Consider the following 26,871-nt stretch of genomic DNA (forward strand, 5'->3'; position numbering starts at 1 on the left):
GGATGCGACCGACCTTGTTCGCTGCTGCGATTACATCAGGTGCGCTGCGAACCGCCTGCTCGACCGGTTTGATCAACCGGTCGAGTGGCGTGACGACCAGGTCCGCACTCACCGGCTGTACGAAGCGCAGTGACCAATCGCGGCTGGACGGATCGGCCAGCCGCGACACGACCAGCGCACGTGCGCCCGCGCTCTGATGCTCGCGCTGTTGGTCGGTGCCGGTGGCTCCACCTTTGGTACAACGTCGGCCGCGTGCCGCCGCCTGCGCTGAGTACCCGCAGCGGGCCGGCGGATCGGGCCCGCCGCATCCCTTTCTGAAAGAGGAGATCGCCATGACCAAGAAGATCGCTTTGGGTGCCACCCTGTTTGCCGTGCTGACGCTGACGGCCTGCAACACCGTCAACGGCGCGGGCCGCGACTTGCGTTTGGCAGGGCCGGTCGTTTCGGACGCTTCGGGCCAGGAAAAAGCCGAAGAAAAAAGCCAGGCGTCTCCCCTGCAAGGGGAACGGCAAAGCTGACGGAGGGGGATGATCACAGCAGGGTCACCCCTCCGTCAGGGCTTCGCCCTGCCATCTCCCCTTTTAGGGGAGGAATTCTTCGGGCCTTCGGGCGGCGCATCCGTCTCGACCAGTTCGACCACCTCGAACCGGTAACCGACCCACCCCCTTTGCCGGACCGCTTCGGCCATTGCGGCATCGTTGGCCATCGCCGCCTTGCGCGACTTGGCATGGCCCCAGAACACTTCGATCTTGCCGCTGCCCAGATCGGCGACGATCCGCCAGTAATGGGTGAAGGGCTGCGAGGTCGGGCCGATCGTCTTCACATAGCCATCGGCCATGGTTGCCGTCAGATAGCGGTTCTTGCGTGCCATGGCCGCTCCTTAGCGCAGTTTGGCGGACTTGTGCGGACGCCTTGCGCCGCCCCGCGCGCACCAAAGGGTGAAAAGCGTGTCCGCGGGCTTGGCGGAGCGGCCCCCCGACGCTTAGATGGGCCCCATGTGGCAACTCTATCAATTCCCGCTCTGTCCCTTTTCGCGCAAGGTCCGGCTGTTGCTGGGCGAGAAGGGCGTGGGTTACGAATTGGTCCGCGAGTCGCCCTGGCAGCGGCGCGACGAATTTCTCGACATGAACCCCGCCGGGCAAACCCCGGTGATGGTCGATGAAGAGCGCGGCGTCCTGCTGGTTGACTCCATGGCGATCTGCGAGTTTTTCGAGGAAACGGTCGAGAAGTCGGCGATGATCAACGGCACCGGGGTCGGCCGCGCCGAGATCCGGCGGCTGGTGACGTGGTTCGACACGCATTTCTATCAGGACGTGACCGGCCCGCTGCTCCACGAACGCATGGTCAAGCGCGTCGCGCGCACCGGCAGCCCCGATGCCAAGGGGCTGCGCGAAGCGATGAAGGCCGCGGTCGGGCATCTCGACTATACCGACTATCTGCTCGACCATCGCAACTGGCTGGGCGGCGCGACGATGAGCCTGGCCGATCTGGCGGCGGCCGCGCAGATTTCGGTCGCCGACTATCTGGGTGGTATCGACTGGAAGGGGCATGAGCAGACCGCGCGCTGGTATCGCGGGCTGAAGAGCCGCCCCTCCTTCCGCCCGCTGCTGTCCGAGAGGATGGAGATGGTCACGCCGCCGTCGCATTACGACAATGTCGACTTCTGACTCGCCCGCCGCCCGCATCGGGATCGACGACTTCCTGGCGGTCGACATCCGTGTCGGCACCGTCATCGCCGCCGAACCCTTTCCCGAGGCGCGCAAGCCCGCGATCAAGCTGACCATCGATTTTGGCGAGGGGCTGGGGGTGAAGCGATCCTCGGCGCAGATCACCCGGCACTATACGCCGGAAACGCTGGTCGGGCGGCAGGTGGCGGCGGTCGTCAATTTCCCGCCGCGCCAGATCGGGCCGATGATGTCCGAGGTGCTGACGCTGGGCTTTCCCGATGCGGATGGGGAGGTGGTGCTGATCGCGCCCGATCTGGCGGTGCCCAATGGGGGGCGTTTGTTCTGAGGGTTTCCCTTGGCCTTCGAGTTCGCTCGGGCTGAACGGAAGTGGGGGACGGGTACTGAGTACTCAACCCCGTTCAGGCTGAGCGAAGTCGAAGCCCACGCCTCACGCTAACCCCTTGGCTTTCCAAAACTGTTAGCCTTACCATTTCTGCTTGCGCCTGTCGGGGCAAAGCGTACCATCCCCATCCGACCGCGGGACAAACCCGCGGAGGACAGGAGGGGATATGATGACCAATCGCTGGGCCAGCCATGCGCTGGCCGCTTTGCTAGCGCTCTCGGTGGCGGCACCTGCCGTGGCGCAGGGCGACAAGATGGCACCGATCGCCATACCCGCGCAAGCAACCGCCATTCCGCTGAACACCGGGCCATTGCCCGGTGCGACCGTGAAGGAAAGCTGGCACAGTCAGTATAACAGCGTCTTTGCCCGCAACGTCACGCAAGCGACGCTGACGCCCTTCCTGCCCGATCCGGCCAAGGCGACCGGCACCGCCGTCATCGTCGCGCCGGGTGGTGGTTTCCGCACCTTGTCGATGCAGAATGAAGGGTGGGACGTGGCCAAGGCGCTGGCCGATCGCGGCATCGCCGCCTTCGTCCTGAAATATCGGCTGAACCAGACGCCCGCCGATATGGGCGAATTCGAAAAGTCGATGACCGCGATGTTCTCCAGCGTGGCACGCCCCGCATCGCGCCCCAGCCCGGAAGACGCGCTGAAGGGCCTCGCCCCCCAGATCGCCGACGCCCGCGCCGCCTTCGCGCTGGTCCGTCAGCGGGCGGGGGAGTGGAAGGTCGACCCCGACCGGATCGGCATGGTCGGCTTTTCGGCGGGCGCGATGCTGACCGTGGCGACCGTGCTCGACGGACAGGCTAGGCCTGCCTTTATCGGCGACATCTATGGCCCGCTCCAGCCGATGACGGTGCCCGCCGCCGCGCCGCCGATGTTCGCCGCGATCGCCGCCGACGATCCGCTGTTTTCGGGCAAGGGCTTCGGGCTGATCGATGCCTGGATGGCGGCGAAGAAGCCGGTCGAGTTCCACCTGTACGGCCGGGGCGGCCACGGCTTCGGCATGTATCCGAAGAAGACGACCAGTACCGGCTGGTTCGACGCCTTTTATCGCTGGATGGTGATGGAGGGGTTCCAAAAGGCCAATTAATCCTCCCCTGCAAGGGGAGGGGGACCGCCGCGTAGCGGTGGTGGAGGGCGCGCGCCACAGAGGGAATCGCGGGAGGAGGCCCCCCACCGCCCTGCGGGCGGTCCCCCTCCCCGGTACGGGGAGGATTATTCGATGCTCTTCGACGCCTGCTCGAACAGGTCCTTGGACAGGCCGGGCGTGCCGACGATGCGGATCAGCTCGGCACACATCAGGCGCGACCGCTTGGTGTCGAATCGGCGCCAGCGGCCGAGCGGCGGCAGCAGCTTGGCCGCGGTCTGCGGGTTCAGCCGGTCGAGCGCGATCAGCTGGTCGGCCAGGAAGCGATAGCCCGCGCCGTCTGCGGCGTTGAACGCGCGCTGGTTGACCCCGAACGCCCCCAGCAGCGCGCGCGCGCGATTGGGGTTGGCGAGGGTGAAGTCGGGATGCTCGGCCAGCCGCGTGACCTGCGCACCGGTATCGTCACGCGACGACAGCGCCTGGGTCTGGAACCATTTGTCGAGGACCAGCGGATTGTCGGCATAGCGGGCGTGGAAGCGGGCCAGCGCCTCCTCGCGCTCGGACGCATCCGAACTGACCAGCGTGGTCAGCGCCGCCTGCCGGTCGGTCATGTTGTCCGCCGCCTCAAACTGCGCGAAGGCCAGGGCGGCGGCATCTTCCGCCCCGCTGGCGGCGATATAGCCCAGCGCCACGTTGCGCAGGCGGCGACGTCCCTTGGCGTCGGGCGAATAGACATAGGGCCCTTGCGCCATTTCGGCATAGAGCCGCCGCCAGGTCGGCTCAAGCGCCTGGCCCAGCCGGGTGCGCAGCGCCTCGCGCGCGATATGGATCGCGTCGGGATCGACGGTGACGAGCTGATCGCCGATGAAATTCTCGGACGGCAGCAGCACCGCCTCCGCCAGGAAGGCGGGCTCCAGCCCCTCGGCGTTCAGGGTGCGGGCGACCGCGTCGATCACCGCCTCGGCCTCGACCGTGCCGTGGATCGTGCCCGCGACCAGCGTGTCGAGCATCAGCTGCTGCATCGCCTCGTACCGGGCGAAGGGATCGTCGTCATGCGCCGACAAAAAGGCCAGATCCGCAGGCGTCCGGTCGCTCTCGATCACGATGGGGGCGGAAAAGCCGCGATTGATCGACAGGACGGGCCGCTCGGTGATCGCCTCGAAGGTGATCGTCTCGGCCACCTGGTCGAGCAGGATCAGCTTTTCGTCGGTCAGCGGGCGACCGGTCTCCGCACCGAACAGCCGGACCTTCAGCGGGAGCAGCATCGGCTGCTTCACGCTCTGCCCCGGCGTGGCGGGAATATGCTGCGCCAGGCGAAGTTCGGCACGACCGCCGCCGGGTTCGTGGGTAAGCCCCGCCGCGACGCGCGGCGTGCCCGCTTGGGAATACCACAGGCGGAATTGCGACAGGTCGACGCCGCTCGCTTCCTCCATGCAGGCGACGAAATCCTCGCAGGTGGCGGCCGTACCGTCGAAGCGGGTGAAGTACAGGTCGGTGGCGGCACGGAACCTGACCGGGCCCAGCATGGTCGCCATCATCCGGATCAGCTCGGCCCCCTTGTTGTAGATGGTGGCCGTGTAGAAATTGCTGATCTCGATATAGCTTTCGGGGCGCACCGGATGCGCCAGCGGGCCGGAATCCTCCGGGAACTGGCTGGCGCGCAGGCCGCGCACATCCTCGATCCGCTTGACCGCCGCCGAACCCTGGTCGGCGGAGAAGCACTGGTCGCGATAGACGGTGAAGCCTTCCTTCAGGGAAAGCTGGAACCAGTCGCGGCAGGTGATCCGGTTGCCCGACCAGTTGTGGAAATATTCGTGGGCGACGACGGCGGCGATCGCGTCATAGTCGTAATCGGTCGCGGTGTCGGGATCGGCCAGGATGTAGCGGCTGTTGAAGATGTTCAGCCCCTTATTCTCCATCGCGCCGAAGTTGAAATCGTCGACCGCGACGATGTTGAACACGTCCAGGTCGTATTCGCGACCATAGACCCGCTCGTCCCAGGCCATGGACAGCTTCAGCGCCTCGAGCGCGTGGTCGGTCTTGGCGAGATCGGCGGCGCGGACCCAGATGCCCAGATCGACGACGCGGCCACTCATCGTGGTGAAGGTGGACGCATTGACCGCCAGGTCGCCCGCGACCAGCGCGAACAGATAGGAGGGCTTGGGGAAGGGGTCGTGCCACTCGGCCCAATGGGTGCCATCCTCGTTCACCCCCTTGGCCACCGGATCGCCATTGGCGAGCAGCACCGGGAAACGCCGGGCGTCTGCGGTCATGCGCACGCGGTAGACGCTCAGCACGTCGGGGCGGTCGGGGAACCAGGTGATACGGCGAAACCCCTCGGCCTCGCACTGGGTGCACAGATTGCCACCCGAGGCATAGAGGCCCATGAGCTGCGTATTGCGGTCGGGGGCGATGACGACATGGGTCTCGACGACATGGGCGTCGCCGGGCAGGTCGATGACCAGCTGTTCGCCCTCGATCCGCCAACCCTGGCAGTCCACGCCGTCGACCATGACCGACAGCGGCGTCTGGCCCGCCCCGTCCAGGCGCAGCGGTTCGCCGTGGGGGCTGTGCCGCTCGACGGTCAGCGTGGCGCGGACGTGCGTCTCGGACGGGTCGAGCGTGAAGTCGAGCGACACCTGCGGCACGGCCCAGGCAGGCGGGCTGTAATCCTCGCGCCGGATGGCGGCGGGGGTCATGCTGGGCTGGGCGGCGCTGCGCTGAATGTCCATGGCCGGACTATAGCCCGTCCGGTGATCGCAGGCCCATGAAAATCGACGTGCCCCGGCGGCGGGCGGGGGTTGATCGTGCAAGGCGGCGTGTTACGCCTGTGTCATATCCTGTCCCGAAAGGTCCTGCATGTCGCGCATGACGGCTCTGCTGCCGCTTCTTCTCCTGTCCACCGCCGCCTTCGCGCACGATCACGATCATGGCTACGACCATATTCAGGCCGCCCCTGCCCCGGCGGCGACCCCGGCACCGCAGCGTAGCGCCGCCGAACGCAATGCCATCGTCACCGCCGCGCTGCCCGAGGATCAGGCCGCGATGAAGGCGCATGTGATGTTCCTGGCATCCGACGCCATGGCGGGTCGCGAGGCGGGGACGCGCGACTATGACATCGCCGCGCAATATGTCGCGGCGCAATTCTATGCGGCGGGCCTGCGTCCCGGCGGCGACGATGGCGGCTTCCTGCAGAAGGTGCAGCTGGTCGCGTACAACGTCGCCGACAAGGGCAGCGCGATGTGGACGCCCGTCGGTGGCCAGGGCCAGGAACTGGTCTTCGCCGAGGACTTCGTGCCGTCGCCCGTGCCCGACAAGCGCGAGACGAGCGTCAGCGCGCCGGTCGTCTTCGTCGGTTACGGCATCGACGCCGCGCAATATGGCCTGAACGATTACAAGGGCGTCGATGTGCGCGGCAAGATCGTCGCCTTCGTCCCCGGCACGCCCGAGGGACTGGACGGCGAGGCGCGCGCTTTCTTCGGCTCGGCGGGCAACAAGGCTTCGCTGGCCGCGGCCAGGGGCGCGGTCGGCGCGATCCAGATCGACATGCCGCGCGCCGGACCGCGCCAGCGGCCTTTCGCCGCGCTGGCCCGCTTCTACAATGCGCCGCGCGTGACCTGGGCGAACCCGGACGGCACCGCGCACGCCATGACGCCTTCGACCCCGGTGCTCGGCACCCTGTCGCAGGCGGGCGCGGCCAAGCTGTTCGGCAAGGACTGGGACGCGGTGATGAAGGCCGCCACCGCGCCGAAGCCCGCCTATAAGCCGCTGGTCGCGCGCGGTACGATGACCGTCGCGTCGAAGACCAGCTTCAAGCCGATGGACAGCAGCAACGTCATCGGCCTGATCCCGGGCAGCGACCCGAAACTGAAGAACGAGGTGGTCGTCCTGTCGGCGCATCTCGACCATATCGGCACCAATGAAGGCGGCAATGGCGACCGGATCAACAATGGCGCGCTCGACAACGCCATCGGCATCGCCAGCCTGATCGAGGAGGCCAAGCGGTTCAAGACCGCCGCCACCCCGCCCAAGCGCACCGTGATGTTCCTGGCGGTGACGGCGGAGGAGAAGGGGCTGGTGGGCTCCGACTATTTCGCCAACCACCCGACCGTGCCGCTGAAGTCGATCGTCGCCGACGTCAATCTCGACATGCCGATCCTGACCTACAAGTTCGAGGACATGGTGGTGTTCGGCGCCGATCGCTCGACGCTGGGCCCGATCGTGCGCAAGGCGGTGGGAGCGATGGGCCTGCCCGTCGCACCCGATCCGATGCCCGAGGAGGGGATTTTCGTACGCTCCGACCATTTCCGCTTCGTGCAGAAGGGCATCCCCTCGGTCTTCCTGTGGCCGGGTCAGGCCGGGCCGGGCAAGGCGGCGGTCGAGGACTTTATGAGCCACCGCTATCACCGTCCGGGCGATGAGGTCGACCAGGGCATCGACTGGAGCCAGGGGCCGCGCTTCGTCAGCGTGAACTACGCGATCGCCCGCGAGATCGCCGACGCGCCCGAGCGGCCGGTGTGGAACAAGGGCGATTATTTCGGCACGCTCTACAAGGGACCGATGGCGAAGTGAGGAACGGGAGCGTTTCGGCTGTTTGAAGCCAAATCTCCCTCCCGTCCGTTCAGCCTGAGCGTAGTCGAAGGCCAAAGGGATGGCCTTTGCCAAGTGGCTCGTCGGGGACGTGCACTTCGACTTCGCTCAGTGCGAACGGAGGTAGGGTGAGTAAGTTGTTCGTCTTCGGCATGGGCTATGCCGCCGGTCATCTGGCGGCCTTGCTGGAAGGGCGCGGCTGGTCCGTTGCGGGAACGACGCGTGACGGTCGCGGCGGCACGGTGCGTTTCGACGACCGGGCGCGCGTGGAGGCGGAGATCGCCGCCGCCACGCATATCCTGTCTTCGGTCCCCCCCGAAGGAGAGGCGGACCCGGTGCTGGTCGCCTATGGCGCGCATCTCGTGAAATCGGATGCCTGGCTCGGCTATCTGTCCTCGACCGGCGTTTATGGCGATGCAGGCGGCGCGTGGGTGGACGAGACGGCGGCGATCGGCTCGGGGCGGCGCGTCGCGCGGGCGGTGGCGGATGCCGACTGGCAGACCCTGGGCGCGCGGGTGTTTCGCCTGCCCGGCATCTATGGTCCTGGCCGCTCGCCGATCGACCGGGTTCGAGCCGGTCGTGCGCACCGGGTCGGGCTGACCGGTCAGGTGTTCAGCCGGGTGCATATCGCCGACATCGTGTCGGGCGTGATCGCCGGGTTCGATGGCCCGGCCGGGGCGTACAACCTGGCGGACGATCACCCTTGCGACCAGGATGCGGTGGTCGCCTATGCCGCCGAGCTGGCGGGCCTGCCGCCGCCGCCGCTGGTGCCGCTGGACAGCCTGTCGGCGGCGGCGCGCGGTTTCTATGCCGAGAACCGGCGCGTGGCGAACGGCAAGGCCAAGCGGGTGCTGGGCTGGCGCCCGCGCTATCCCGATTACCGGTTGGGCCTGCGTGCCCTGAGCGCGATGACCAGCCCGATCGCGGTCACGCCCGCACCCGCGCCCGCCAGCAGCGACCAGCGATAACCCTCGAACACCGTCGACAGGCTCATGGCGATGACGGGCACGATGACGCTGGAATAGGCCGCCTTGGCCGGGCCGATCGTGCGCAGCACGCGGTAATAGAGCGGGAAGGCCAGCGCGGAGGCGAACAGGCCGAGATAGAGGATGCCCAGGATATAGCCCGCGCGCATCTCGAACACCGGCGGGCCGTTCAGTGTATAGGCGATGACGGCGTCCAGCGCCGATCCCACCAGCATCGCGATGCTGAGGGTCGCATGCATCGGGAAACGCTTGGCGGTGTTGGTCGCCTGCATGACGTTCGCGGTCGAGGCGGACAGGATCGCGACGATGGTCAGCGCGATACCGGTCAGCGCGCGGGCGGGTCCGGCGGGATCGACCCGCGCCTCGTGCAAGAACAGGAGCGCCGCGCCCGCCATGGCGATCCCCGAGCCGACCAGCAGCTGCCGCCCCATGCGCTGGCCCAGGAAGATACGCGCGAACGCGGCATTGGGGATCAGCAGCATCGCAAAGACGACCGCGACCAGGCCGGAGGTGATGTAACCCTCCGCATGATAGACGAAGTTGAAATTGAGCACGAACTGGAACAGCCCGATCCCGGCGGCGAACAGCCAGCCGGTGGTGCCCAGGCGAAAACTCTCGCGCCGGGCCAGCGCAAAGGCCCCCATGGCGAGCCCGCCGATCAGGAAGCGATAGCTGACCGACCAGGTGGCGGGCACGACCGAGATCTGGTCGCGGATGACGAGCCAGGTCGATCCCCAGATCAGCGTGACGATCGCAAAGGGGATCAGGACCGCGGCGCGGGTCGAGCGGGGGCCGGTGTCGAACGAACTCATAAGGCGGCGATCGCGTCGGCGAGGCGGCCGACCGCGCCCGCATCGGTGTCCCAGGCGGTGACGAGGCGGATCTCGCCCTCCGCCCAGTCATAGAAATCGAAACCTTGCGCGCGCAGTTTCGCGGCCTCGTCGGGCGTGGCGCGCAGGAAGACCTCGTTCGCCTCGACCGGGTGGATCAGTCGGTTGCCCGCCGCCGCGCCCAGCCGTTCGGCACAGGCATTGGCGAGCGCGCCGTTGGCGATCCACAGATCGTCCTCGACCATCGCCAGCACCTGCGCGGCCAGATAGCGGCCCTTGGACATCAGCAGCCCGGCGCGCTTGCGGCGGCGGCGGGTGGCGTCGATCAAGCCGGGCTTGAAGAAGACCAGCGCCTCGGCACTCATCGCGCCGTTCTTGACGAAGCCGAAGGACAGCGCGTCGACCCCGGCCTGCCAGGTCAGCGCGGCGGGGGTGCAGCCCAGCCGGGCGACCGCATTGGCAAAGCGTGCGCCGTCCATATGGAAGCCCAGCCCGCGTTCCTTGGCCAGCGTGCCGATCGCGGCGACCTGGTCGGGGTTGTAGACGCGGCCATATTCGGTGGCGTTGGTGATCGAGATCGCGTGCGGCTGGACGCGGTGGACGTCGTTGGCGATCGCGTCGACCACGGTCCGGATCGTGTCGGGGGTCAGCTTGGCCCCTTCGCCATCGGCCAGCATCAGCTTGGCGCCGTGGGTGTAGAATTCGGGCGCGCCGCCCTCGTCATTCTGGATGTGCGAGTCGCGATGACAGACCACGCCGCCATAGGGCGGGCAAAGCGCGGCCAGCGCCAGGCAGTTGGCCGCCGTCCCGGTGGGCACCCACAGCGCCTCCACCTCGGTCCCGAACAGATCGGACAAGCGCGCGTCCAGCGCCCTGGACCAGCGGTCGCCGTCATAGGGGCTGTCCATCTGGTCGGCACCGGCGATGGCGGCCATCACCTTGGGGTGGATACGGGCGGCATTGTCCGAGAAAAAGCGCATGGCCCCAGCGTTTGGGGGAGGCGGCGGATCAGGTCAACACCGGTGCCCCATCGAGGGGGGCAGCGGGGGGGGGGCTGTCGAGAGGGTAACACCCCTCCGTCAGGCCTTCGGCCTGCCACCTACTCCTTGCAGGGGAGGAAAACGCCGCCACATGCGCTCCCCCTCCCGCAGGCGGGAGGGGGCCGGGGGGAGGGGACACCGCCAGCGATGAATCCCCAAGCTCGCCAAAACCCCGCTGATCCCCTGGCCGAACGAAAGCACCGATCGCCGTTCGCCGCCGTCAGCTTGGCAAGCTTCTGCCCTACTCCTCGCCACCATCGCCTTCGTCGGGCCCACGGCGGTCGTCGGGGCGGCGATCGTCGGGGCCGGGGCCGGGGCGATCGCGGCGGCGGCCAGGACCGACGGTGATCGACCCGTCCTCGCCGGTGCGCAGGTCGATGCCCAGCCCCTGGATGATCTCGCCCACCGGGTCGGCCTCTACGGGCACGGCGTCTTCGTCGAGGCCGTTGCTGATCGCGTCCGGGTCGACCTCTTGCTGCACCACCGGCGCGGGCACCGGCGGGATGTCGAGCGCCGACTGCATGAAGGCACGCCAGATGCGCGCGGGCACGCCGCCGCCCGACAGGCCGGGATTGGGCGTATTGTCGTCATTGCCGACCCACACGCCCACCACCAGGTCGCGCGCGAAGCCGACGAACAGCGCGTCGCGCGAATCCTGCGTCGTGCCGGTCTTGCCATAGGCATCGACGGTCAGCAGCGCCTGCCGCCCCGTCCCCGTCTTGATCGAGGAGGACAGCAGGTCGAGCATCCCGTCATGCACCGCCGAGGAGAAGCCCGTCTTGCGATTGGTCAGCGACTGATACCAGCCCTTGTCCTTGACGTCGGACAGCCCGCGTGCGGCCACCGGATAGCTTTCATTGGCGACCGCGGCATAGGCGGCGGTCAACTCCAACAGGCTGACGGTCGAGGTGCCAAGGCCGATCGTCGCCTCGTTGGGGATCGGCGTGGTGATGCCCAGATCGCGTGCCGCCTTGATGACCGACTTCACGCCGACCGCCTGGGTCAGCCGCGCGGCGGCGACGTTGGACGAGCGGGCAAAGGCCTGGCGAAGCGTGATCTTGCCCAGATAGCGGCCATCGGCGTTGCGCGGCTTCCACCCGGCGATATCGACGGGCTCGTCCTCGATCGTCGAGTCCGGCGTCATGCCCGAGCGCAGTGCGGCAAGGTAGACGAACAGCTTGAACGCCGATCCGGGCTGGCGGCGGGCCTGGGTGGCGCGGTTGAACGGGCTCTTGGAATAATCCTTGCCGCCGACCATCGCCACGACGCGGCCATCGGGGCGCATCGCGACCAGCGCGACCTGCGCCTGGTTCAGCCCGGCGCTGCGCACCGCGCGCTCGGCAACCCGCTGCAACCGGGGATTGAGCGTCGTCTGGACGGTCGCCTCGGTCTTGATCTCGCCCGCCTGGTCGCGCGCCTCGGGCAGCACCCAGTCGGCGAAATAGGTGCCGCTGGGCAGCGTCTCGGGCCGGGAGGCGAGCACGCGCTGCGGCTGGACGGCGTCGGCCTCGCGCTTGGTCAGGAAGCCCGCATCCTCCATCGCCGCCACGACGACGGCCTGGCGTGCGCGCGCACCCTTCAGGTTCGTGGTGGGGGCCAGCCGCGACGGCGCCTTGACCAGCCCCGCCAGCATCGCCGCCTGGCCGATGTTCAGCTTGTCGGGCGTACGGCCGAAATAATGCTTCGAGGCGGCGGTGATGCCGTACACATTGTCGCCGAAATAGACGTTCGACAGATAGCGCGACAGGATCTCGTCCTTCGTCAGCCACGCCTCCAGCCAGAAGGCGATCATCGCCTCGCGAATCTTGCGGCCCGCCGTGCGGTCGGAATCGAGAAAGGCGTTCTTCGCCAGCTGCTGCGTGATGGTCGAGCCGCCTTCGCGCACGCCGCCCGATCCGAAATTGTGCCAGGCGGCGCGCAGGATGCCGCGCGGGTCGACGCCCCAGTGCGAATAGAAGCGCCGGTCCTCGATCGCCATGAACGCCTCGCGCACATGGGCGGGCAGCTTGGCCGCGTCGACCGGCGCGCCGATGATCGAACCGCGCCGCGCGATCGGCGTGCCGTCATCGGCGGTCAGCGTGATCGAGGGCGGGGTCGGCGGCTGGAGCGAGCGCGACAGTGGTGCGGTGATCGCCAGCCAGATGATCGCGATCACCAGCAGGATGATCCCCGCGCCCAGCCCCCGCATGATCCACCGGCCCCAGCGGATACGACGACGCGGGCGCCCCGTCTCCGGCGGTTCGTCGTCCGAGCCGAAGGACCAGCTCTGCGTCTCGGCGTCGTAGAGCGGATAATGGGGTCCGACCGGCTCGTACGGACGGTCCAGCGGGGTGCGGTCGGGATTGAACGGATCGGGGCGCATTACAGGGTTCCGGCGGTCGGCCACTCGCGTGTATTACTCAACCAGAACACCGCGCGCAAGCTCATGCACGCGTTTACCCTGTTTGCGGCACCTCGGGCAAGCGGTCCGCGGGGGGCGTGTCCTGGATCAGCCCGGCACGGTGCGCGACGATGGTCGGGACCAGCGCCTGGCCCGCCACGTTGATCGCGGTCCGCCCCATGTCGAGGATTGGATCGATTGCCAGCAACAGCCCCGCGCCCTCCAGCGGCAGGCCCAGCGTCGACAGGGTCAGCGTCAGCATCACGACCGCGCCGGTCAGCCCGGCCGTCGCCGCCGAGCCCAGCACCGACACCAGCACGATCAGCACATAATCGCCGACATGCAGCGGCAGGCCGTAATATTGCGCGACGAACAGCGCCGAAATGGCGGGATAGATGGCGGCGCACCCGTCCATCTTGGTGGTCGCGGCAAAGGGTACGGCAAAGGCCGAATAGGCGCGCGGCACGCCCAGCCGCCGCTCGACCGCATCCTCGGTGACGGGCAGCGTCGCGATCGACGAGCGCGAGACGAAGCCCAGCTGGATGGCGGGCCAGGCCGCGGCGTAGAAGCGCCTGGGCGACATCCCGTTGGCCAGCAGAAGCAGCGGATAGACGACGAAAAGCACCAGGCCGAGCCCGATATAGACCGCCAGCGCGAAGCTGCCGAGCGCGGACAGCGACTGCCACCCATAGCGCACGATCGCATTGCCCAGCAGCGCGCCCGAGCCGATCGGGGTCAGCCGGATGACCCAGGACAGGATGCGCCGGAAGATGGCGAGCGCGGAGGCGTTGAACGACAGGAAGCCCTCGCCCTTGTCGCCCACCCGAACGGCGGCGACGCCGATCGCGACCGCCATGACGATGATCTGCAGGATGTTGAACGACAGTCCGGTCTTGAGCGCGCCGTTATCGCCCGCGCTGGTCGAGGCGGACAGGCCTAGGATATTGGACGGGATCAGCCCGCGCAGGAAATCGAGCCAGGACCCGGCCGTGTCGGGCCTGACCGCGCTGCCCGGTGCGATGCCCGCATGGAGGCCGGGTTGCAGGACGGTGCCCAGCGTCAGCCCGATACTGACCGCGATCAGCGCGGTAATGGCGAACCAGATGAAGGTGGCGGCGACCAGCCGCGCGGCATTGTTCAGGTCGCGCAGCGCCGCGATCGAGGCGACGATGGCGGTGAACACCAGCGGCACGACCAGCACCTTGAGCAGTTGGACGAAGCTTTCGCCGACGATACGCAGGGCCTCGGCAAGGCCGGCGATACCCTGCGACCGGGCGAGCAGGCCGAGCAACAGGCCGACGGCCATGCCGACAAACACCTGCGCCCCGAAGGAAAAACGGAATTTCATCCGACCATAGCTAACAAGCCGGTGAAACGATCCCAACCAAGTTTTGTGTGGGGGGAGGAAAGCTCCCCATGTCCTGATCTCCGCTATCCCGCCCCGCATGGGGCTGGCCCGATCGGGCCTGGGGGAGAATGGTGCTGCCGGTGAGGATTGAACTCACGACCTCAGCCTTACCAAGGATGCGCTCTACCACTGAGCTACGGCAGCACTCGCGTTTGACCGCGGAAGCGCGCCTAGAGACGATCGGGCGGGCATTGTCAAGCGACCTTTGTGCGGATTATGCGAAATGCCATGGCAAAGGACGAACGCGCGGAGCGGCTGGCAGCGGCGCTCCGGGAAAATCTGAAGCGGCGAAAGGCCCAGGCCCGGCAGGTGGGTGAGGGCGAGGATGCACCCGCGCGCCCGCCATCGGACGAGCGCGCCTGATCGTCGTCACATCACGCCGATCAAGCCGAGCAAGATCGTCGCAGCCCCGAGCCCGGTCGACAGGGCCAGCCGCAACCGGCCCCATCCCGGCATGTCGTGCACCCATCGCCCGATGCGGGCATCGACCAGGGGCGTCACCAGGATGACCGCGCCCAGGATCAGCAGCGCGATCCGCAACGACCCGCCGCCCAGCAACGGCGGCAACAATATGATCCACCCGATCAGGCTCGGCGCCACCGCCGCCACATAGGGGGTGACGCGGGGCTCCCGCCGAATCAGCGCCTCCATCCACCACAACCCGCCCAGGAACGACAGGATCAGCGCGGCATATAGGCCCCCGGCGATCATCGTGGGCAAAGTCAGGCGGGGGGCGACCAGCACAAGCGCGATGCACAGGATCGGCGGCAGGACCCCGGCGCCTCCCAGGATCAGCGGCGGTCGCGGCAGGGGGCGGGGCGTCATCCTGTACCTCATGGTCGGCGGTGCGGTGCAGGGGATACGCGGACGACGGGCATTGGTTCACGGACGCCGCCGGAGGCCCCCGCGCGGCCCGCAAGGGGAGCGGCCATTCGCCATCTTTCCGAACCGATGCTAACCTGTTGATATGATAAAGAGTGAAATCAACCCGCGGGTCTTCTGGGGCGCGTCCGGGATCATCGCGCTGTTGCTGGTGACGACGCTGGCCATGCCGGGCACCGCCGACGCCGCGTTCAAGGCGGCACAGGCCTGGGCGATCGACACGTTCGGCTGGTTCTATATCGCGTCGGTCGCGGTCTTCCTGGTCGTCGTGCTGGCGCTGGGATTCGGTCCCGCGGGCAAGTTGAAGCTGGGGCCGGACGATGCCGAGCCGGACTTTCCCTATCTGTCCTGGCTGGCCATGCTGTTCGCGGCGGGCATGGGCATCGGCCTGATGTATTTCGCGGTCGCCGAGCCGATCCAGCATTATATCTCGCCCCCCGAAGCGCCCAGCGGCACGATCCTGGCCGCGCGCGAGGCGATGGCGATCACCTTCCACCATTACGGCGTCCACGCCTGGGCGATCTATGCGCTGGTCGGCATGAGTCTGGCCTATTTCACCTATCGCAAGGACCTGCCGCTGACGATGCGGTCGGGCCTGTCGCCGATCCTGGGCAAGCGGATCGACGGGCCGCTGGGCGATGCGATCGACATCTTCGCGGTGTGCGGCACGGTCTTCGGCGTCTCGACCTCGCTGGGGTTCGGCGTGTCGCAGATGACGGCGGGGCTGAATTACGAATATGGCCTGCCCGACACGCTGACCGTCAAGATCGCGGTCATCGTGCTGGTGATGGGTGCGGCGACCCTGTCGGTGCTGAGCGGCGCGGACCGGGGCATTCGCCGCCTGTCCGAGCTGAACCTCGTCCTCGCCGTCCTGCTGATGCTGTTCGTCATGGCGGTCGGCCCGACCCTGTTCCTACTGCGTGCGCTGGTGCAGAATTTCGGCCTGTATCTCGATCATTTCGTCAAGCGCACCTTCACCCTCTACGCCTATGAACCGCGCGCCTGGATGGCGGACTGGACGCTGTTCTACTGGGCGTGGTGGATCGCCTGGTCGCCGTTCGTCGGCATGTTCATCGCGCGCATCTCGCGCGGGCGGACCATCCGCGAATTCGTGATCGGCGTGCTGTTCGTGCCGACCGCCTTCACCTTCCTGTGGATGACGGTGTTCGGCAACACCGCGATCGCGCTCGACCTGGGCGGGGCGCATGGCGGCATCGCGGCGGCGGTGCAGGCGAACCTGTCGACCGCCTTGTTCAAGTTCCTGGAATATCTGCCCGCCGCCAGCGTCACCTCGACCCTGGCGATCGTCCTGGTCGGCTTCTTCTTCGTGACCTCTGCCGATTCGGGCGCGCTGGTCATCGACACGCTGGCCTCGGGCGGGACCGAGGAGACGCCGCGCTGGCAGCGCATGTACTGGTGCGTATTGCTGGGGACCACGGCGACGCTGTTGCTGGTCGCGGGCGGGTTGGGCGCGTTGCAGTCGGCCACGCTGCTGGCCGCGCTCCCCTTCTGCTTCATCATGCTGTTGCTGGCGGTGGGACTGGTGCGCCAGACCAATGCCGATCTGGCGGGCGTCACGCTGCCCGGTGACAGCCCTGCCATCAGCGAGCGGATCAAGCGGTTGATCGTACCGGCCCGCCGCACCGACATCGTCGCGCAGATCCGCGCACAGGGGGAGGCTGCGCTCCAAAGCGTGCAGGAGGCGATGGAGGCGGAGGGCTGGACCGCCAGTCGGCTGGAGAGCGAGGACGACCAGGTCGCGCTGACCATCACCGCGCGCGATGGTCGCCCCTTCGTCTATCGCCTGTCGCCCCGCTCGCGCCCGCTGGCCGCCTATACCGCGCTGGAGGCGCCCGAACGCCGCCGCAGCCTGGCCTGGATGCTCGCCGCGCAGACCAATGGTGAGACGGGTTTTCGCGACCTGACCGGCTTCACCACCGGACAGATCGCCAACGACGTGCTGACCCAACTCGAACGCTGGCGCCTGGCCGAGGCCAATCGCAGGGAAGGCTGATCGCTCCGCCGCTGAGGGCATGGGGCATTGCCCGAGGCGGCCATTCATTGTACCGATCGTTACAGTCGAGAATGAAGGATCGGAACACCGGATGACCGACCGCCCGCCGTTGCCACCGTTCACCACCGAAACCGCCGTCCAGAAGGTTCGCATGGCGGAAGACGCCTGGAACAGCCGCGATCCGACACGCGTCGCGCTGGCCTATACGCCCGACTGTCCCTGGCGGAATCGCGACCTGTTCCTGGCCGGGCATGATGCCATCGTCACATTCCTCCGCGACAAATGGGCGCGGGAGCGGGATTATCGCCTGATCAAGGAATATTGGGCGCATCAGGGCAACCGGATCGCGGTGCGCTTCGCCTATGAATGGCATGATGCGGAGGGTCGGTGGTTCCGGTCCTATGGCAATGAGAATTGGGACTTTGCCGGGGACGGCCGGATGCGGCGGCGGATCGCGTCGATCAACGACCTGGCGATCACCGGGGAGGAGCGGCTGTTCCGCTGGCCGCTTGGACCCCGTCCGGCGGATCATCCCGGTTTAAGCGACCTGGGGCTGTAACCATGGCGCGGATGATCGCCGAGCGAGCCGATGCGCTGCCGGGCCTTGCCGAGGTGTTTCGCGAATATGGCTATGCCGGGGCCAGCCTGTCGCTGATCGGCACCGCGACCGGGCTGGGGCGCGGGAGCCTCTATCACTTTTTCCCCGGCGGAAAGCAGGAGATGGCGGCCGCCGTGCTCGCCGATGTCGCCGCCTGGTTCGACGCGGCGGTGTTCGTACCGCTGGAACAGGCGGAGGACCCGCGCGCCGGGATCGACGCGATGATGGTCGAGATCGACCGCTATTTCCGCTCCGGACAGCGCGCCTGCCTGATCGGTGCCTGGGGTCTGGGGGCGACCCGCGATCCCTTTGGCGAGCCGATCGCGGCCTATTTCCGGCGCTGGATCGCCGCGCTCCAGACGCGGTTGGTGCGGGCCGGGGTGGCGGAGGATCATGCCGCCACCTTGGCGCAGGACGTGGTCAGCGGCATCCAGGGTGCGGTCGTGCTGGCGCGCGCCCTGAACGACCCTTCGCTGTTCCGCGCGACGCTGGGGCGGCTGACGGCGCGGCTCTACACCGCGCTCGCCGCCGCCGCGTGAGGGTCAGATCGCGGCCAGCGCCTGTTCGCAATCGGCGATCAGGTCGTCGGCATCCTCCACACCGATCGAGATACGCACCAGATTGTCGGTGATGCCGAGCGCCGCCTTGCGCGCGTCGGGGACCGACAGGTGCGTCATCGCGGCGGGGTGGCTGGCCAGCGTCTCGGTCCCGCCAAGGCTGACCGCCAGCTTGGCGATGCGAAGCGCGTCGAGGAAGCGGAAGGATTCCGCCTCGCCACCCTTCAGATACAGCGAGAAGGTCGAGCCGCCGCCGGTGCAGTGACGGCGATAGATATCGGCCTGTCGCTCCAGCCCAGGCGTATCGGCCAGGAAGCCGAGATAGCCGACCCGCTCGACCTTCGGATGGTCACGCAGGAAGGCGCAGACCTTGGCCGCGTTTTCCCCGGCGCGGCTCATGCGCAGCTCCAGCGTTTCCAGCGAGCGGAGCAGCATCCAGGCGGTGTTGGGATCGCAGATCGTGCCGATGGTGTTGCGCATCGACCGGATGGTGGCGATGTGCGCCTTCGACCCCAGCACGCCGCCCGCGACCAGATCGGAATGGCCGCCCGCATATTTGGTCAGCGAATAGACGACCAGATCGGCGCCGTGCTTGAGCGGGCGCTGCCAGAGCGGGCCAAGAAAGGTATTGTCGATCGCGATCGGCGGCTTTTCGGGCATGTCGGCGAAGACCGCGTCGCGCGATGCGGCCACCGCCTCGATATCGACCAGCGCGTTGGTCGGGTTGGCGGGGCTTTCGAGATAGATCAGCGGCACCCGGCCGGTCGCGGCGGCCTTGGTCAGCACCGCGTCGATCTCCTCGCGCGTCGCGCCTGCGGGAAAGTCGAGCCACTGCACCCCGAACCGGCCCAGGATGCGCCCGATCAGCGTCTCGGTCGCGGCATAGAGCGGGCCCGAATGGACGATGACGTCGCCCGGCTGGACCATCGACAGGAACAGCGTGGCGATCGCCGCCATGCCGCTGGAAAAGGTCAGCGCGTCCTCCGCCTCGTCCCAGATGGCCAGGCGATCCTCCAGGATTTCCTGGTTCGGCCCGTTGAAGCGCGAATAGACCAGCCCGTCGGCTCCGCCGGGACGCTTGCCGGTGACCCCCTCGAAATGCCGCTTGCCCGCCGCCGCATTGGGAAAGACGAAGGTCGAGGTCAGGAAGATCGGCGGCTTCAGCGATCCTTCCGACAGTACGGGGTCGAAGCCATAGCCCATCATCAGCGTCGAAGGCTTCAGCTTGCGGTCGCCGATGCTGGTCACCTCGCTCTTGGATGCGGCCGGGCCCTGTTGTGGAACGCCAGTAAGATCGGATTCGGTCGGCATGTCGGTCTCCTCGGGAACGGATGCCGCTCTGCCGGCGGCCCTGTCTCAAGGATAACGTGGCGGGCGGCTTTGGCGAGATGCTCAATCTTCCTGCCCTGAAAGGGGAGGAATTTCAGAGCGGGAGGCCGATCAGCGAAATCTGGCGGCCATAGGATGGCTCGTCGCGGTGCGTCGAACGGCGGAAGCTGAAGAAGCGGTCCTCCTGCACATAGGTGTCCTCACCCAGCGCGGCCACGCGCGTGACCCCGGCGGCGGCGAGGCGGTGGGCGACATAGGCCTCCAGGTCGAACTGGTAGTGATCGGGCCGCGTCCCATCGGCGAAGAAGCGCTCATTCTCGGGGGCCTGTTCTGCGAAGCGGCGCAGGAAGGCGGCATCCACCTCATAGCTGGCGCGGGCGATGCACGGGCCGATCGCCGCCGCGATCCGTTCGCGCCGCGCGCCCAGCGCTTCCATGGCGAGCAGCGTCGCATCGGTGATGCCGCCCAGCGCGCCCTTCCACCCGGCATGGGCCGCGCCGACGACACCCGCTTCGACATCGGCGAACAGCACGGGCGCGCAGTCGGCGGTGAGGATGCCGAGCAGCAGCCCCGGCCGGTTGGTGACCAGTGCGTCGCCATGTGGGCGGATATCATCCTCCGGCGGGCTCAACACCGTCACCGCCTCGGCCGAGTGAATCTGGTAGCAGGTGATCAGCCGCGCGCCCGGCAGCACCGCGTCGCGCGCGCGGGCCCGATTCTCGGCGACCGCCTCGGCATCATCCTGCGAGCCCAGCCCGACATTCAGCCCGCCGTGAATACCCGCCGACACGCCGCCGCGCCGCCCGAGAAAGCCGTGCGGGATCGCCTCCAGCAGGGGCGTGCGGAGTGCCTCGATGGTCATAGCGACAGCCTCATGATCCGGTCCTCGTCGATCGTGTCGCCGACGGGAAAGTCGTAGCGGCCGATATCGACAAAGCCGTAGCGGGCGTAAAAGGCCTTGGCGCGGTGATTGTCGACATAGACCGACAGGATCAACTCGCGCGCGCCGCGCGTCCTGGCGGTGGCGATGGCCCAGTCCATCAGGACGGGGCCCACGCCCGCCCCCAAATGGCTGGACGCGACATAGAGCTGATAGAGTTCGACCGCATCCTCCGGCCATTCGCCGGGAAAGCCGACCGGGCCGATCTTGGCGAAACCGATGATCGCATCACCGTCCACGGCCAGGCGGATGGTGAAGTCGGGATGGCCGATCTGGCTGGGCAGGCCGGTGGGGCCGAACGCTTCGGACAGAAAGGCGCTCAGGTCGGCGGGGGGATAGAGATGGCCGAACGTGTCGGTAAAGGCGGCCTGCGCCATCACGGCCAGCGCCTCGCCGTCACCGGGTACTGCGTCGCGATAGGCGGTCATTCGCCATATCCCGCAGGCACCGGCCAGTCGGGGCGCGCCACCGCCAGTGCGCGGAACAGCGTGCCCATGTCCTGCATCAGCCGGTTGCGGTCGGCGAGCAGCGCATCACCGCGGTCGGGATGTGCACGGGCAAGGGCCGCAGTGCGCTGGTCGATGCCCAGTGCGCCCAGCAGGTCGCGTTGCGTCACCGGGCCGAAGGCGGCGAGGCCGGTGCTTTGCGCGGCGGCGGCCAGCGTCGTGAAATCGACATGCGCGCTCAGATCCTGTTCGCCGGGCCGGTCGAAGGGGTTGGCATAGGCATGGCCGCGTACCGCCTGGAGCGTGTCGGCGATGGCGGGCCCCTCATAGCCGTAATCGACGATCAGCGCGGCCCCGCCCTGCGCCGCGATCCGCGCCGATAGGGTGCGCATGATCGCGACGCTGGCGGGCGAAACCTCGATCACCGAACCGGCCTCCGCCTCGCGCAGCGGTTCGGGAATGATCTCGGGCGGGACGGGCGGTCCGGCGATCGGCAGGAACAACAGGTCCTGCGCCGCGACCAGCCGCTCATGCCAGCCATCGCCACGCCGGACGAGCTGGCGGATAGGCATTGCATCGAAGAATTCGTTGGCGACGACGATCAGCGGGCGGTCGGTGGGGAGCGTCTCGACCGTGTCGTGCCACTGCGCATCGGCGACGCGCTCGGCTTGCGCGGTGCGCAGGCTCGCGCTGGTTTCGACGAAGTGGATGGTCGGGGTGAAGCCCGCCTTGGCCATCGCCCGCCGTGCATCGGCGGCCAGCGTGCCGCGCCCCGGCCCCAGCTCGACCCAATAGGTCTCGGGCCGCCCCGCGCGGTCCCACAGGTCCGCGCACCACAGGCCGACCAGCTCGCCGAACATCTGGCTGATCTCGGGACTGGTAGTGAAGTCGCCGCCCGCGCCCAGCGGATCGCGGGTGCCGTAATATTGCGCGTTGGCGGCGGCCATGAACTGCGCCACCGGGATCGGCCCGGCCAGCGCGATGGCGCGGGCCAGGCGTTCGGGCAGCGCGTCCTCCGGCGCGGGCTTGTGATCGGCGGGGGGGATCAGCGGGTTGGTCATGGCCTCGCTCTGCCGATCCCATCCCTTCGCCGCAAGAGGATCAGGAAATGCTGTCGGCCCCGGCGATCGGTTCGACCCGGACGCGACGCGCCTTGGCGGAGTTCATCAGGTACAGCCCGCCCAGGATCATCGGCACGCACAGCCACTGGCCCATATGCAGCCCGGTCACTTCCGCAAAGGCGCGCAACTGCTGGTCGGGTTCGCGGAAGAACTCGACGATGAAGCGGGCAATGCCGTAACCGAGCAGGAACAGGCCAGACAGCTTGCCCGGATCGTAACGCGCCCTGGTCCGCCAGAAGGCGAAGCTCATGACCGCGAACAGCACCAGGCCCTCCAGCCCCGCCTCGTACAACTGGCTGGGATGGCGCGCCGGATCGACCAGGCCGAAGGGCACGGTGCGCGGGAAGACGATCGCCCAGGGCGCGTCCGACGGCTTGCCCCACAGCTCGCCGTTCACGAAATTGGCTAGGCGACCCAGGAACAGGCCGACCGGCGCGGTGCAGACCAGATAGTCGAGGATGCGCAGCCAGCTGAGCTTGTGCTTGCGGGCGAACAGGATGACGCCGATGCCGACGCCGATCGCGCCACCATGGAAACTCATGCCGCCGTCCCACAGCCGGATGATCCGCAACGGGCGCAGGAACATCTCGGGCGCGTAGAAGATCACATAGCCGATGCGCCCGCCCAGGATGATGCCCAGCGTCGCATAGAAGACCAGATCGTCGGCATGGGTGCGCGACATCGGCGCGCCCGGCCGGTCGAGCATCTTGCCCAGATACCACCAGCCGAACAGGATGCCCGCGATATAGGCCAGGCTGTACCAGCGCAGCGTGAAGAAGCCGATCGAGAAGATGTCCGGGTGCAACCCCAGATCCTCGAACCGGATATGGCCGCCCGCGGCCGCAAGCATGGAGAGGATCAAGCGCGTTTCCCTTTCTGGTCCGCCCTCATAGAGCGGCGGGACGACAACACCAAGACCATGGCTTCGGTGCCGTTGGTGGGGGAGAGTACGTGGCCTTCGACTTCGCTCAGGCTGAACGGAGAGTGGTATGACGCCCTCGATTCAGGGGCGGTGACAATCCCCCCGCTCCGTTCAGCCTGAGCGAAGTCGAAGGCCACGCCAAAACGGTCGCTCTCATTCCGGACTCACGCGAAGCCGCGAAGACATGTGGTTCGCGCAGAGGCGCGGAGGACGCAGAGATGTCGAGCCCGGTCGTACGGCCGGTCTGCGCATCGCGAGCGGCACGGTCTTCCGGTCGCAAAAGCAGGACGCCTGCGCCGCCGATCCTTCCCTGCGTCCTCCGCGCCTCTGCGCGCAAAAAAACCTGGCGGCATTGCCCGAACAATCGACCCCCTCGTTCTGAGACAGCGAAACCCCCGGCTTGTCTGCCCATGCCCGTCGGCTAAGGCTGGCCGCGATGGAGTTCAGCAGGCGCAACATTCTCGTCGGCGGGGGAGCAGGGGTCGGGTTGCTGGTCGCCTGGGGCGTGTGGCCGCGCGCCTATCCGCCGAACCTGACGGTCGCGCCGGGCGAGCAGGCGTTCGGGGCCTGGTTGAAGATCGGGCGCGACGGTATCGTCACCGTCGCCGTGCCGCAGGCCGAACATGGCCAGGGCATCGCCACCACGCTGGCGCAGGTGGTCGCCGACGAGTTGGGCGCGGACTGGCGCACGGTGGCGGTCGAGCCTGCGCCGATCAGCCCGCTCTACGCCAATCCGATCGGCGTCGACGCGCTGTTCGAGGGCGGGTTCGACCGGTTGCCCGAGGTCGTGCGCACCGAATGGTTGCGGCGCGACCGGGTGATGCTGACCGCCGGGTCGAGCAGCTTGCGCATGTTCGAGGGGCCCGCGCGCGCCGCCGCCGCGACCGCCCGCGCGTTGATGGCACAGGCCGCCGCCCGGCGCTGGGGCGTGGACTGGAGCCTTTGCGAGGCCAGGGACGGCTTCATGACTCACGGCACGCAGCGGCTGCGCTTCGCCGAACTGGCCGAGGCGGCGGCGGGCGAGACGGTGCCGCAGCCCCTGCCGCTGGGCAGCGGCGGGGCGGGGGCACTGGCGGGCAAGGACGTCCCCCGGCTCGATTCGCCCGCCAAGGTCGACGGCTCGGCCAATTTCACCGCCGATATCCGCCTGCCCGACATGGTCCATGTCGCGGTGCGCCACGCGCCGCTGGGCCGGACACGCGCGATCCGCATCGACCGCGCGGCGGCGATGAAGGTCCCCGGCGTCGTCGAGGTGATCGACGGCGGCGACTGGGGCGCGGTGGCGGCGGGGAGCTGGTGGATCGCGCAAAAGGGGCTGGACGCGCTGGCCCCGCAGGCGGTCAGCGCAGGCACGGGGCCGACCTCCGCGGCGATCGCGCAAAGCCTCGCCGCCGCTTTGAAGGAAGACGGGCATAGCGTCGCCGCGCAGGGCGATGCCGAATCCGCGCTGGCGGGCGGGGGGCTGATCGAGGCGGACTATCAGGTCGGCACCGGCGTTCACGCCGCGATCGAGCCCCGCGCGGCGGTGGCGGCATGGCGGGACGGCGGCCTCGAACTCTGGGCGCCGACCCTCGCGCCCGAGCGCGCCAGGACGGTGGCGGCCGAGGCGGCGGGCGTCGCGGCGGACCGGGTGGTCGTCCACGCCATGCCGATCGGCGGCGGCTTCGGCATCGGGCTGGAGCATGAGGCGGTGGCGCAGGCGGCGATGATCGCGGCAAAGCTGAAGCGGCCGGTCAATGTCCAGTGGTCGCGCGCCGACGACCTGCGCCGCGACGCCTGGCGCGCGCCCGCCACCGCCCGGATGACCGCGCGGGTGGAGCAGGGGCGGCTGACCGCGTGGCGGGCGCAGATCGCGACCCCCGCCACCGGACAGGCGCTCGCCCGGCGGGTGATGCCCGGCGGAATGGTCCGGCTGGGGCTGAAGGGCGAGGGGCGGGGCGATGCCTATGCGATGGGCGGTGCGGTGCCCCCCTATGCCATCCCGGCGCTGTCGATCCGCCATCACGTCGCCGCGCTGCCCATCCCGACCGGCCATGTCCGGGGCGGGGCGCATGTCGCCAACTGCTTCATCACCGAATCCTTCATCGACGAGTGTTCGCGGGCGGCCGGGGCCGATCCGCTGGCTTGGCGGCTCCGCCTGTTGGCGCAGGAGCCCCGGCTGACCCGGTGCCTGTCGACTGCGGCGTCGCTGGGCGGCTGGGAAGGCGGCGGGGCGGGCAGCGGGCAGGGGATCGCTGGCCACGGCTTTCGCGGCAGCTATGTCGCCGTGCTGGCCGAGGCGCACCGCGACGCGAACGGGCGGCCGATCGTCGACCGGCTGGTCGCGGCGGTCGATTGCGGGCGCGTCGTAAACCCTGACATCGTGCGACAGCAGATCGAGGGCGGCCTCGTCTTCGGCTTGGCGGCGTTGCGCGGCGGCGCGGTGGGCTTTGCCGATGGGATGGCACAGCCGTCGCGGCTGGGCGCGCTGAACCTGCCGCGTCTGGCCGATACGCCCGATATCACGGTCGAGCTGATCCGCTCCGACGACGATCCCGGCGGGGTGGGGGAGCTGGCGGTGCCGCCGGTCGCACCTGCCATCGCCAACGCGCTTGCCACCCTGCCCGGCTTCCCACGGATACGAAGCCTGCCGATGGAGTTGTCCGTCTGATGCTGCCTCCCGATCATCCGCCCGTCCCGCGTCCGAAGATCGGCGTGCTCCTGATGAACCTGGGCACGCCCGACGCGCCCGATCCCAAGTCGGTGAAACGCTATCTGGGCGAGTTCCTGTCCGACCGCCGGGTGATCGAGATCCCCGCGCTGCTGTGGCAGCCGATCCTGCGCGGGATCATCCTGAACACCCGGCCGAAGAAGTCGGCCCATGCCTATTCGCTGGTGTGGCGCGACGACGGCTCGCCGCTGGCCGCGATCACCAGGGCGCAGGCGGTGGCACTGAAGGATAGCTTCGGTCCCGGTGTCATGGTCGACTGGGCGATGCGCTATGGCCGCCCCGCCATCGCCGACCAGATCCAGGCGATGAAGGATGCCGGGTGCGAGCGCATCCTGCTGGCCCCGCTCTATCCGCAATATTGCGCGGCGACGACCGCGACCGCGCATGACAAGGCGTTCGCGCATCTGGCGACGATGCGCTGGCAGCCCGCGATCCGCACCCTGCCGCCCTATTATGACGACGCGCTCTATATCGATGCGCTGAAGCAGCAAGTGGAGGCACAGCTCGCGACGCTGGATTTCGAGCCCGAGGCGATCCTGGCCAGCTTCCACGGCATGCCGCAGCGCACGCTGGAGCTGGGCGATCCCTATCACTGCCATTGCCGCAAGACCGCGCGGCTGCTGGGCGAGGCGATGAAGGACACGCTGGCGGGGCGCGAGATGCTGGTCGCGTTCCAGTCGCGATTCGGCCGTGCCAAGTGGCTGGAACCCGCGACCGACACGGTGCTGGAATCGCTGCCGGGGCGCGGCATTCGCAAGATCGCGATCCTGGCCCCTGGTTTCTCGGCGGACTGTATCGAGACGCTGGAGGAACTGGCGATTCGTGGTCGCGAAAGTTTCGAGGGGGCGGGCGGCACCCATTTCGCCTATCTACCGTGTCTTAACGACAGCGATGTCGGGATCGCGATGCTGCGGGGATTGATCGAACGCGAGCTTCGGGGCTGGTTGCCGTAACGTAA

The 26,871-nt window shown here is 68.2% G+C and carries 25 protein-coding genes and 1 tRNA gene; 12 read left to right on the forward strand and 14 right to left on the reverse strand.

Features of this window, described 5'->3' with window-relative positions:
- Positions 1 to 334, reverse strand: a 334-nt coding sequence (locus SOM26_RS03085) for a hypothetical protein (protein WP_320451286.1), incomplete at its 3' end; no start/stop codon positions are given.
- On the opposite strand from SOM26_RS03085, the gene SOM26_RS03090 reads away from it, so the two are divergent.
- Complete coding sequence (locus SOM26_RS03090) at positions 333 to 518, forward strand: hypothetical protein (protein WP_320451287.1); 186 nt, start codon at positions 333 to 335, stop codon at positions 516 to 518. The genes SOM26_RS03085 and SOM26_RS03090 overlap by 2 nt on opposite strands.
- Positions 519 to 553: 35 nt before the next feature.
- Here SOM26_RS03090 and SOM26_RS03095 read toward each other — a convergent pair whose 3' ends face one another.
- On the reverse strand, positions 554 to 871 hold the full coding sequence (locus SOM26_RS03095; protein WP_320451288.1) for a hypothetical protein: 318 nt from the start codon (positions 869 to 871) through the stop codon (positions 554 to 556).
- A 124-nt stretch (positions 872 to 995) separates the two neighbouring features.
- Between SOM26_RS03095 and SOM26_RS03100 the strand changes: the two genes are divergently transcribed.
- The 3 genes from SOM26_RS03100 to SOM26_RS03110 all read left to right on the forward strand — a co-directional run bounded on the left by SOM26_RS03100 (position 996) and on the right by SOM26_RS03110 (position 3,163).
- The gene (locus SOM26_RS03100; RefSeq protein WP_320451289.1) at positions 996 to 1,667 is read left to right on the forward strand and encodes a glutathione S-transferase family protein; all 672 of its coding nucleotides are present in this window, start codon (positions 996 to 998) and stop codon (positions 1,665 to 1,667) included.
- Complete coding sequence (locus SOM26_RS03105; RefSeq protein ID WP_320451290.1) at positions 1,654 to 2,013, forward strand: tRNA-binding protein; 360 nt, start codon at positions 1,654 to 1,656, stop codon at positions 2,011 to 2,013. The genes SOM26_RS03100 and SOM26_RS03105 overlap by 14 nt, the downstream gene beginning before the upstream one ends.
- Positions 2,014 to 2,239: 226 nt before the next feature.
- Positions 2,240 to 3,163: an alpha/beta hydrolase gene (locus SOM26_RS03110; protein WP_320451842.1), complete on the forward strand. Its 924-nt coding sequence runs from the start codon at positions 2,240 to 2,242 to the stop codon at positions 3,161 to 3,163.
- Positions 3,164 to 3,288: 125 nt separating this feature from the next.
- Here SOM26_RS03110 and pepN read toward each other — a convergent pair whose 3' ends face one another.
- The gene (pepN, locus tag SOM26_RS03115) at positions 3,289 to 5,892 is read right to left on the reverse strand and encodes an aminopeptidase N (protein WP_320451291.1); all 2,604 of its coding nucleotides are present in this window, start codon (positions 5,890 to 5,892) and stop codon (positions 3,289 to 3,291) included.
- Between the two features lie 127 nt (positions 5,893 to 6,019).
- Between pepN and SOM26_RS03120 the strand changes: the two genes are divergently transcribed.
- Positions 6,020 to 7,732, forward strand: a complete 1,713-nt coding sequence (locus SOM26_RS03120; protein WP_320451292.1) for a M28 family metallopeptidase — start codon at positions 6,020 to 6,022, stop codon at positions 7,730 to 7,732.
- Between the two features lie 170 nt (positions 7,733 to 7,902).
- The gene (locus SOM26_RS03125; RefSeq protein ID WP_414712019.1) at positions 7,903 to 8,718 is read left to right on the forward strand and encodes a Rossmann-fold NAD(P)-binding domain-containing protein; all 816 of its coding nucleotides are present in this window, start codon (positions 7,903 to 7,905) and stop codon (positions 8,716 to 8,718) included.
- On the opposite strand, the gene SOM26_RS03130 is transcribed toward SOM26_RS03125, so the two are convergent.
- The 5 genes from SOM26_RS03130 to SOM26_RS03150 all read right to left on the reverse strand — a co-directional run bounded on the left by SOM26_RS03130 (position 8,628) and on the right by SOM26_RS03150 (position 14,538).
- A complete protein-coding gene (locus SOM26_RS03130; protein ID WP_320451294.1) occupies positions 8,628 to 9,548 on the reverse strand; it encodes a DMT family transporter in 921 nt (306 codons plus the stop codon). The genes SOM26_RS03125 and SOM26_RS03130 overlap by 91 nt on opposite strands.
- Positions 9,545 to 10,546, reverse strand: a complete 1,002-nt coding sequence (locus SOM26_RS03135; protein ID WP_320451295.1) for a threonine aldolase family protein — start codon at positions 10,544 to 10,546, stop codon at positions 9,545 to 9,547. Before SOM26_RS03135 ends, SOM26_RS03130 begins: the two co-directional genes overlap by 4 nt.
- Before the next feature lie 301 nt (positions 10,547 to 10,847).
- Positions 10,848 to 12,968: a transglycosylase domain-containing protein gene (locus tag SOM26_RS03140; protein ID WP_320451296.1), complete on the reverse strand. Its 2,121-nt coding sequence runs from the start codon at positions 12,966 to 12,968 to the stop codon at positions 10,848 to 10,850.
- Between the two features lie 73 nt (positions 12,969 to 13,041).
- Positions 13,042 to 14,334 (reverse strand): dicarboxylate/amino acid:cation symporter, encoded by a 1,293-nt coding sequence (locus SOM26_RS03145; RefSeq protein WP_320451297.1) that lies wholly within the window; start codon positions 14,332 to 14,334, stop codon positions 13,042 to 13,044.
- 129 nt (positions 14,335 to 14,463) lie between these two features.
- A tRNA-Thr gene (locus SOM26_RS03150) sits at positions 14,464 to 14,538 on the reverse strand.
- An 84-nt stretch (positions 14,539 to 14,622) separates the two neighbouring features.
- On the opposite strand from SOM26_RS03150, the gene SOM26_RS03155 reads away from it, so the two are divergent.
- Entirely contained in the window at positions 14,623 to 14,757 is a 135-nt protein-coding gene (locus tag SOM26_RS03155; protein WP_320451298.1) for a hypothetical protein, read from the forward strand.
- Positions 14,758 to 14,763: 6 nt separating this feature from the next.
- On the opposite strand, the gene SOM26_RS03160 is transcribed toward SOM26_RS03155, so the two are convergent.
- A complete protein-coding gene (locus tag SOM26_RS03160) occupies positions 14,764 to 15,219 on the reverse strand; it encodes a DUF3429 domain-containing protein (RefSeq protein ID WP_320451299.1) in 456 nt (151 codons plus the stop codon).
- Between the two features lie 142 nt (positions 15,220 to 15,361).
- On the opposite strand from SOM26_RS03160, the gene SOM26_RS03165 reads away from it, so the two are divergent.
- The 3 genes from SOM26_RS03165 (at position 15,362) to SOM26_RS03175 (ending at position 18,427) form a co-directional block, all read left to right on the forward strand.
- Positions 15,362 to 17,290, forward strand: coding sequence for a BCCT family transporter (locus tag SOM26_RS03165; protein WP_320451300.1), 1,929 nt, complete (start codon positions 15,362 to 15,364; stop codon positions 17,288 to 17,290).
- Between the two features lie 91 nt (positions 17,291 to 17,381).
- Complete coding sequence (locus tag SOM26_RS03170) at positions 17,382 to 17,849, forward strand: nuclear transport factor 2 family protein (protein WP_320451301.1); 468 nt, start codon at positions 17,382 to 17,384, stop codon at positions 17,847 to 17,849.
- A gap of 2 nt (positions 17,850 to 17,851) precedes the next feature.
- Complete coding sequence (locus SOM26_RS03175) at positions 17,852 to 18,427, forward strand: TetR/AcrR family transcriptional regulator (RefSeq protein ID WP_320451302.1); 576 nt, start codon at positions 17,852 to 17,854, stop codon at positions 18,425 to 18,427.
- A gap of 3 nt (positions 18,428 to 18,430) precedes the next feature.
- Here SOM26_RS03175 and SOM26_RS03180 read toward each other — a convergent pair whose 3' ends face one another.
- The 5 genes from SOM26_RS03180 to lgt all read right to left on the reverse strand — a co-directional run bounded on the left by SOM26_RS03180 (position 18,431) and on the right by lgt (position 23,131).
- Positions 18,431 to 19,756: a cystathionine gamma-synthase family protein gene (locus SOM26_RS03180; RefSeq protein ID WP_320451303.1), complete on the reverse strand. Its 1,326-nt coding sequence runs from the start codon at positions 19,754 to 19,756 to the stop codon at positions 18,431 to 18,433.
- A 112-nt stretch (positions 19,757 to 19,868) separates the two neighbouring features.
- The gene (gene pgeF, locus SOM26_RS03185) at positions 19,869 to 20,636 is read right to left on the reverse strand and encodes a peptidoglycan editing factor PgeF (protein WP_320451304.1); all 768 of its coding nucleotides are present in this window, start codon (positions 20,634 to 20,636) and stop codon (positions 19,869 to 19,871) included.
- The gene (locus tag SOM26_RS03190) at positions 20,633 to 21,142 is read right to left on the reverse strand and encodes a GNAT family N-acetyltransferase (protein WP_320451305.1); all 510 of its coding nucleotides are present in this window, start codon (positions 21,140 to 21,142) and stop codon (positions 20,633 to 20,635) included. Before SOM26_RS03190 ends, pgeF begins: the two co-directional genes overlap by 4 nt.
- Positions 21,139 to 22,221, reverse strand: a complete 1,083-nt coding sequence (locus tag SOM26_RS03195) for a class I SAM-dependent methyltransferase (RefSeq protein ID WP_320451306.1) — start codon at positions 22,219 to 22,221, stop codon at positions 21,139 to 21,141. The genes SOM26_RS03190 and SOM26_RS03195 overlap by 4 nt, the downstream gene beginning before the upstream one ends.
- A gap of 40 nt (positions 22,222 to 22,261) precedes the next feature.
- Positions 22,262 to 23,131, reverse strand: coding sequence for a prolipoprotein diacylglyceryl transferase (lgt, locus tag SOM26_RS03200; RefSeq protein WP_320451307.1), 870 nt, complete (start codon positions 23,129 to 23,131; stop codon positions 22,262 to 22,264).
- Positions 23,132 to 23,639: 508 nt separating this feature from the next.
- Here lgt and SOM26_RS03205 point away from each other — a divergent pair.
- Positions 23,640 to 25,853, forward strand: coding sequence for a xanthine dehydrogenase family protein molybdopterin-binding subunit (locus SOM26_RS03205; RefSeq protein ID WP_320451308.1), 2,214 nt, complete (start codon positions 23,640 to 23,642; stop codon positions 25,851 to 25,853).
- Complete coding sequence (gene hemH / locus SOM26_RS03210) at positions 25,853 to 26,866, forward strand: ferrochelatase (protein ID WP_320451309.1); 1,014 nt, start codon at positions 25,853 to 25,855, stop codon at positions 26,864 to 26,866. The genes SOM26_RS03205 and hemH overlap by 1 nt, the downstream gene beginning before the upstream one ends.
- The last annotated feature ends 5 nt before the right edge of the window (positions 26,867 to 26,871 follow it).

Source organism: Sphingomonas sp. CFBP8993, assembly GCF_034044895.1.
Taxonomy (GTDB): domain Bacteria; phylum Pseudomonadota; class Alphaproteobacteria; order Sphingomonadales; family Sphingomonadaceae; genus Sphingomonas.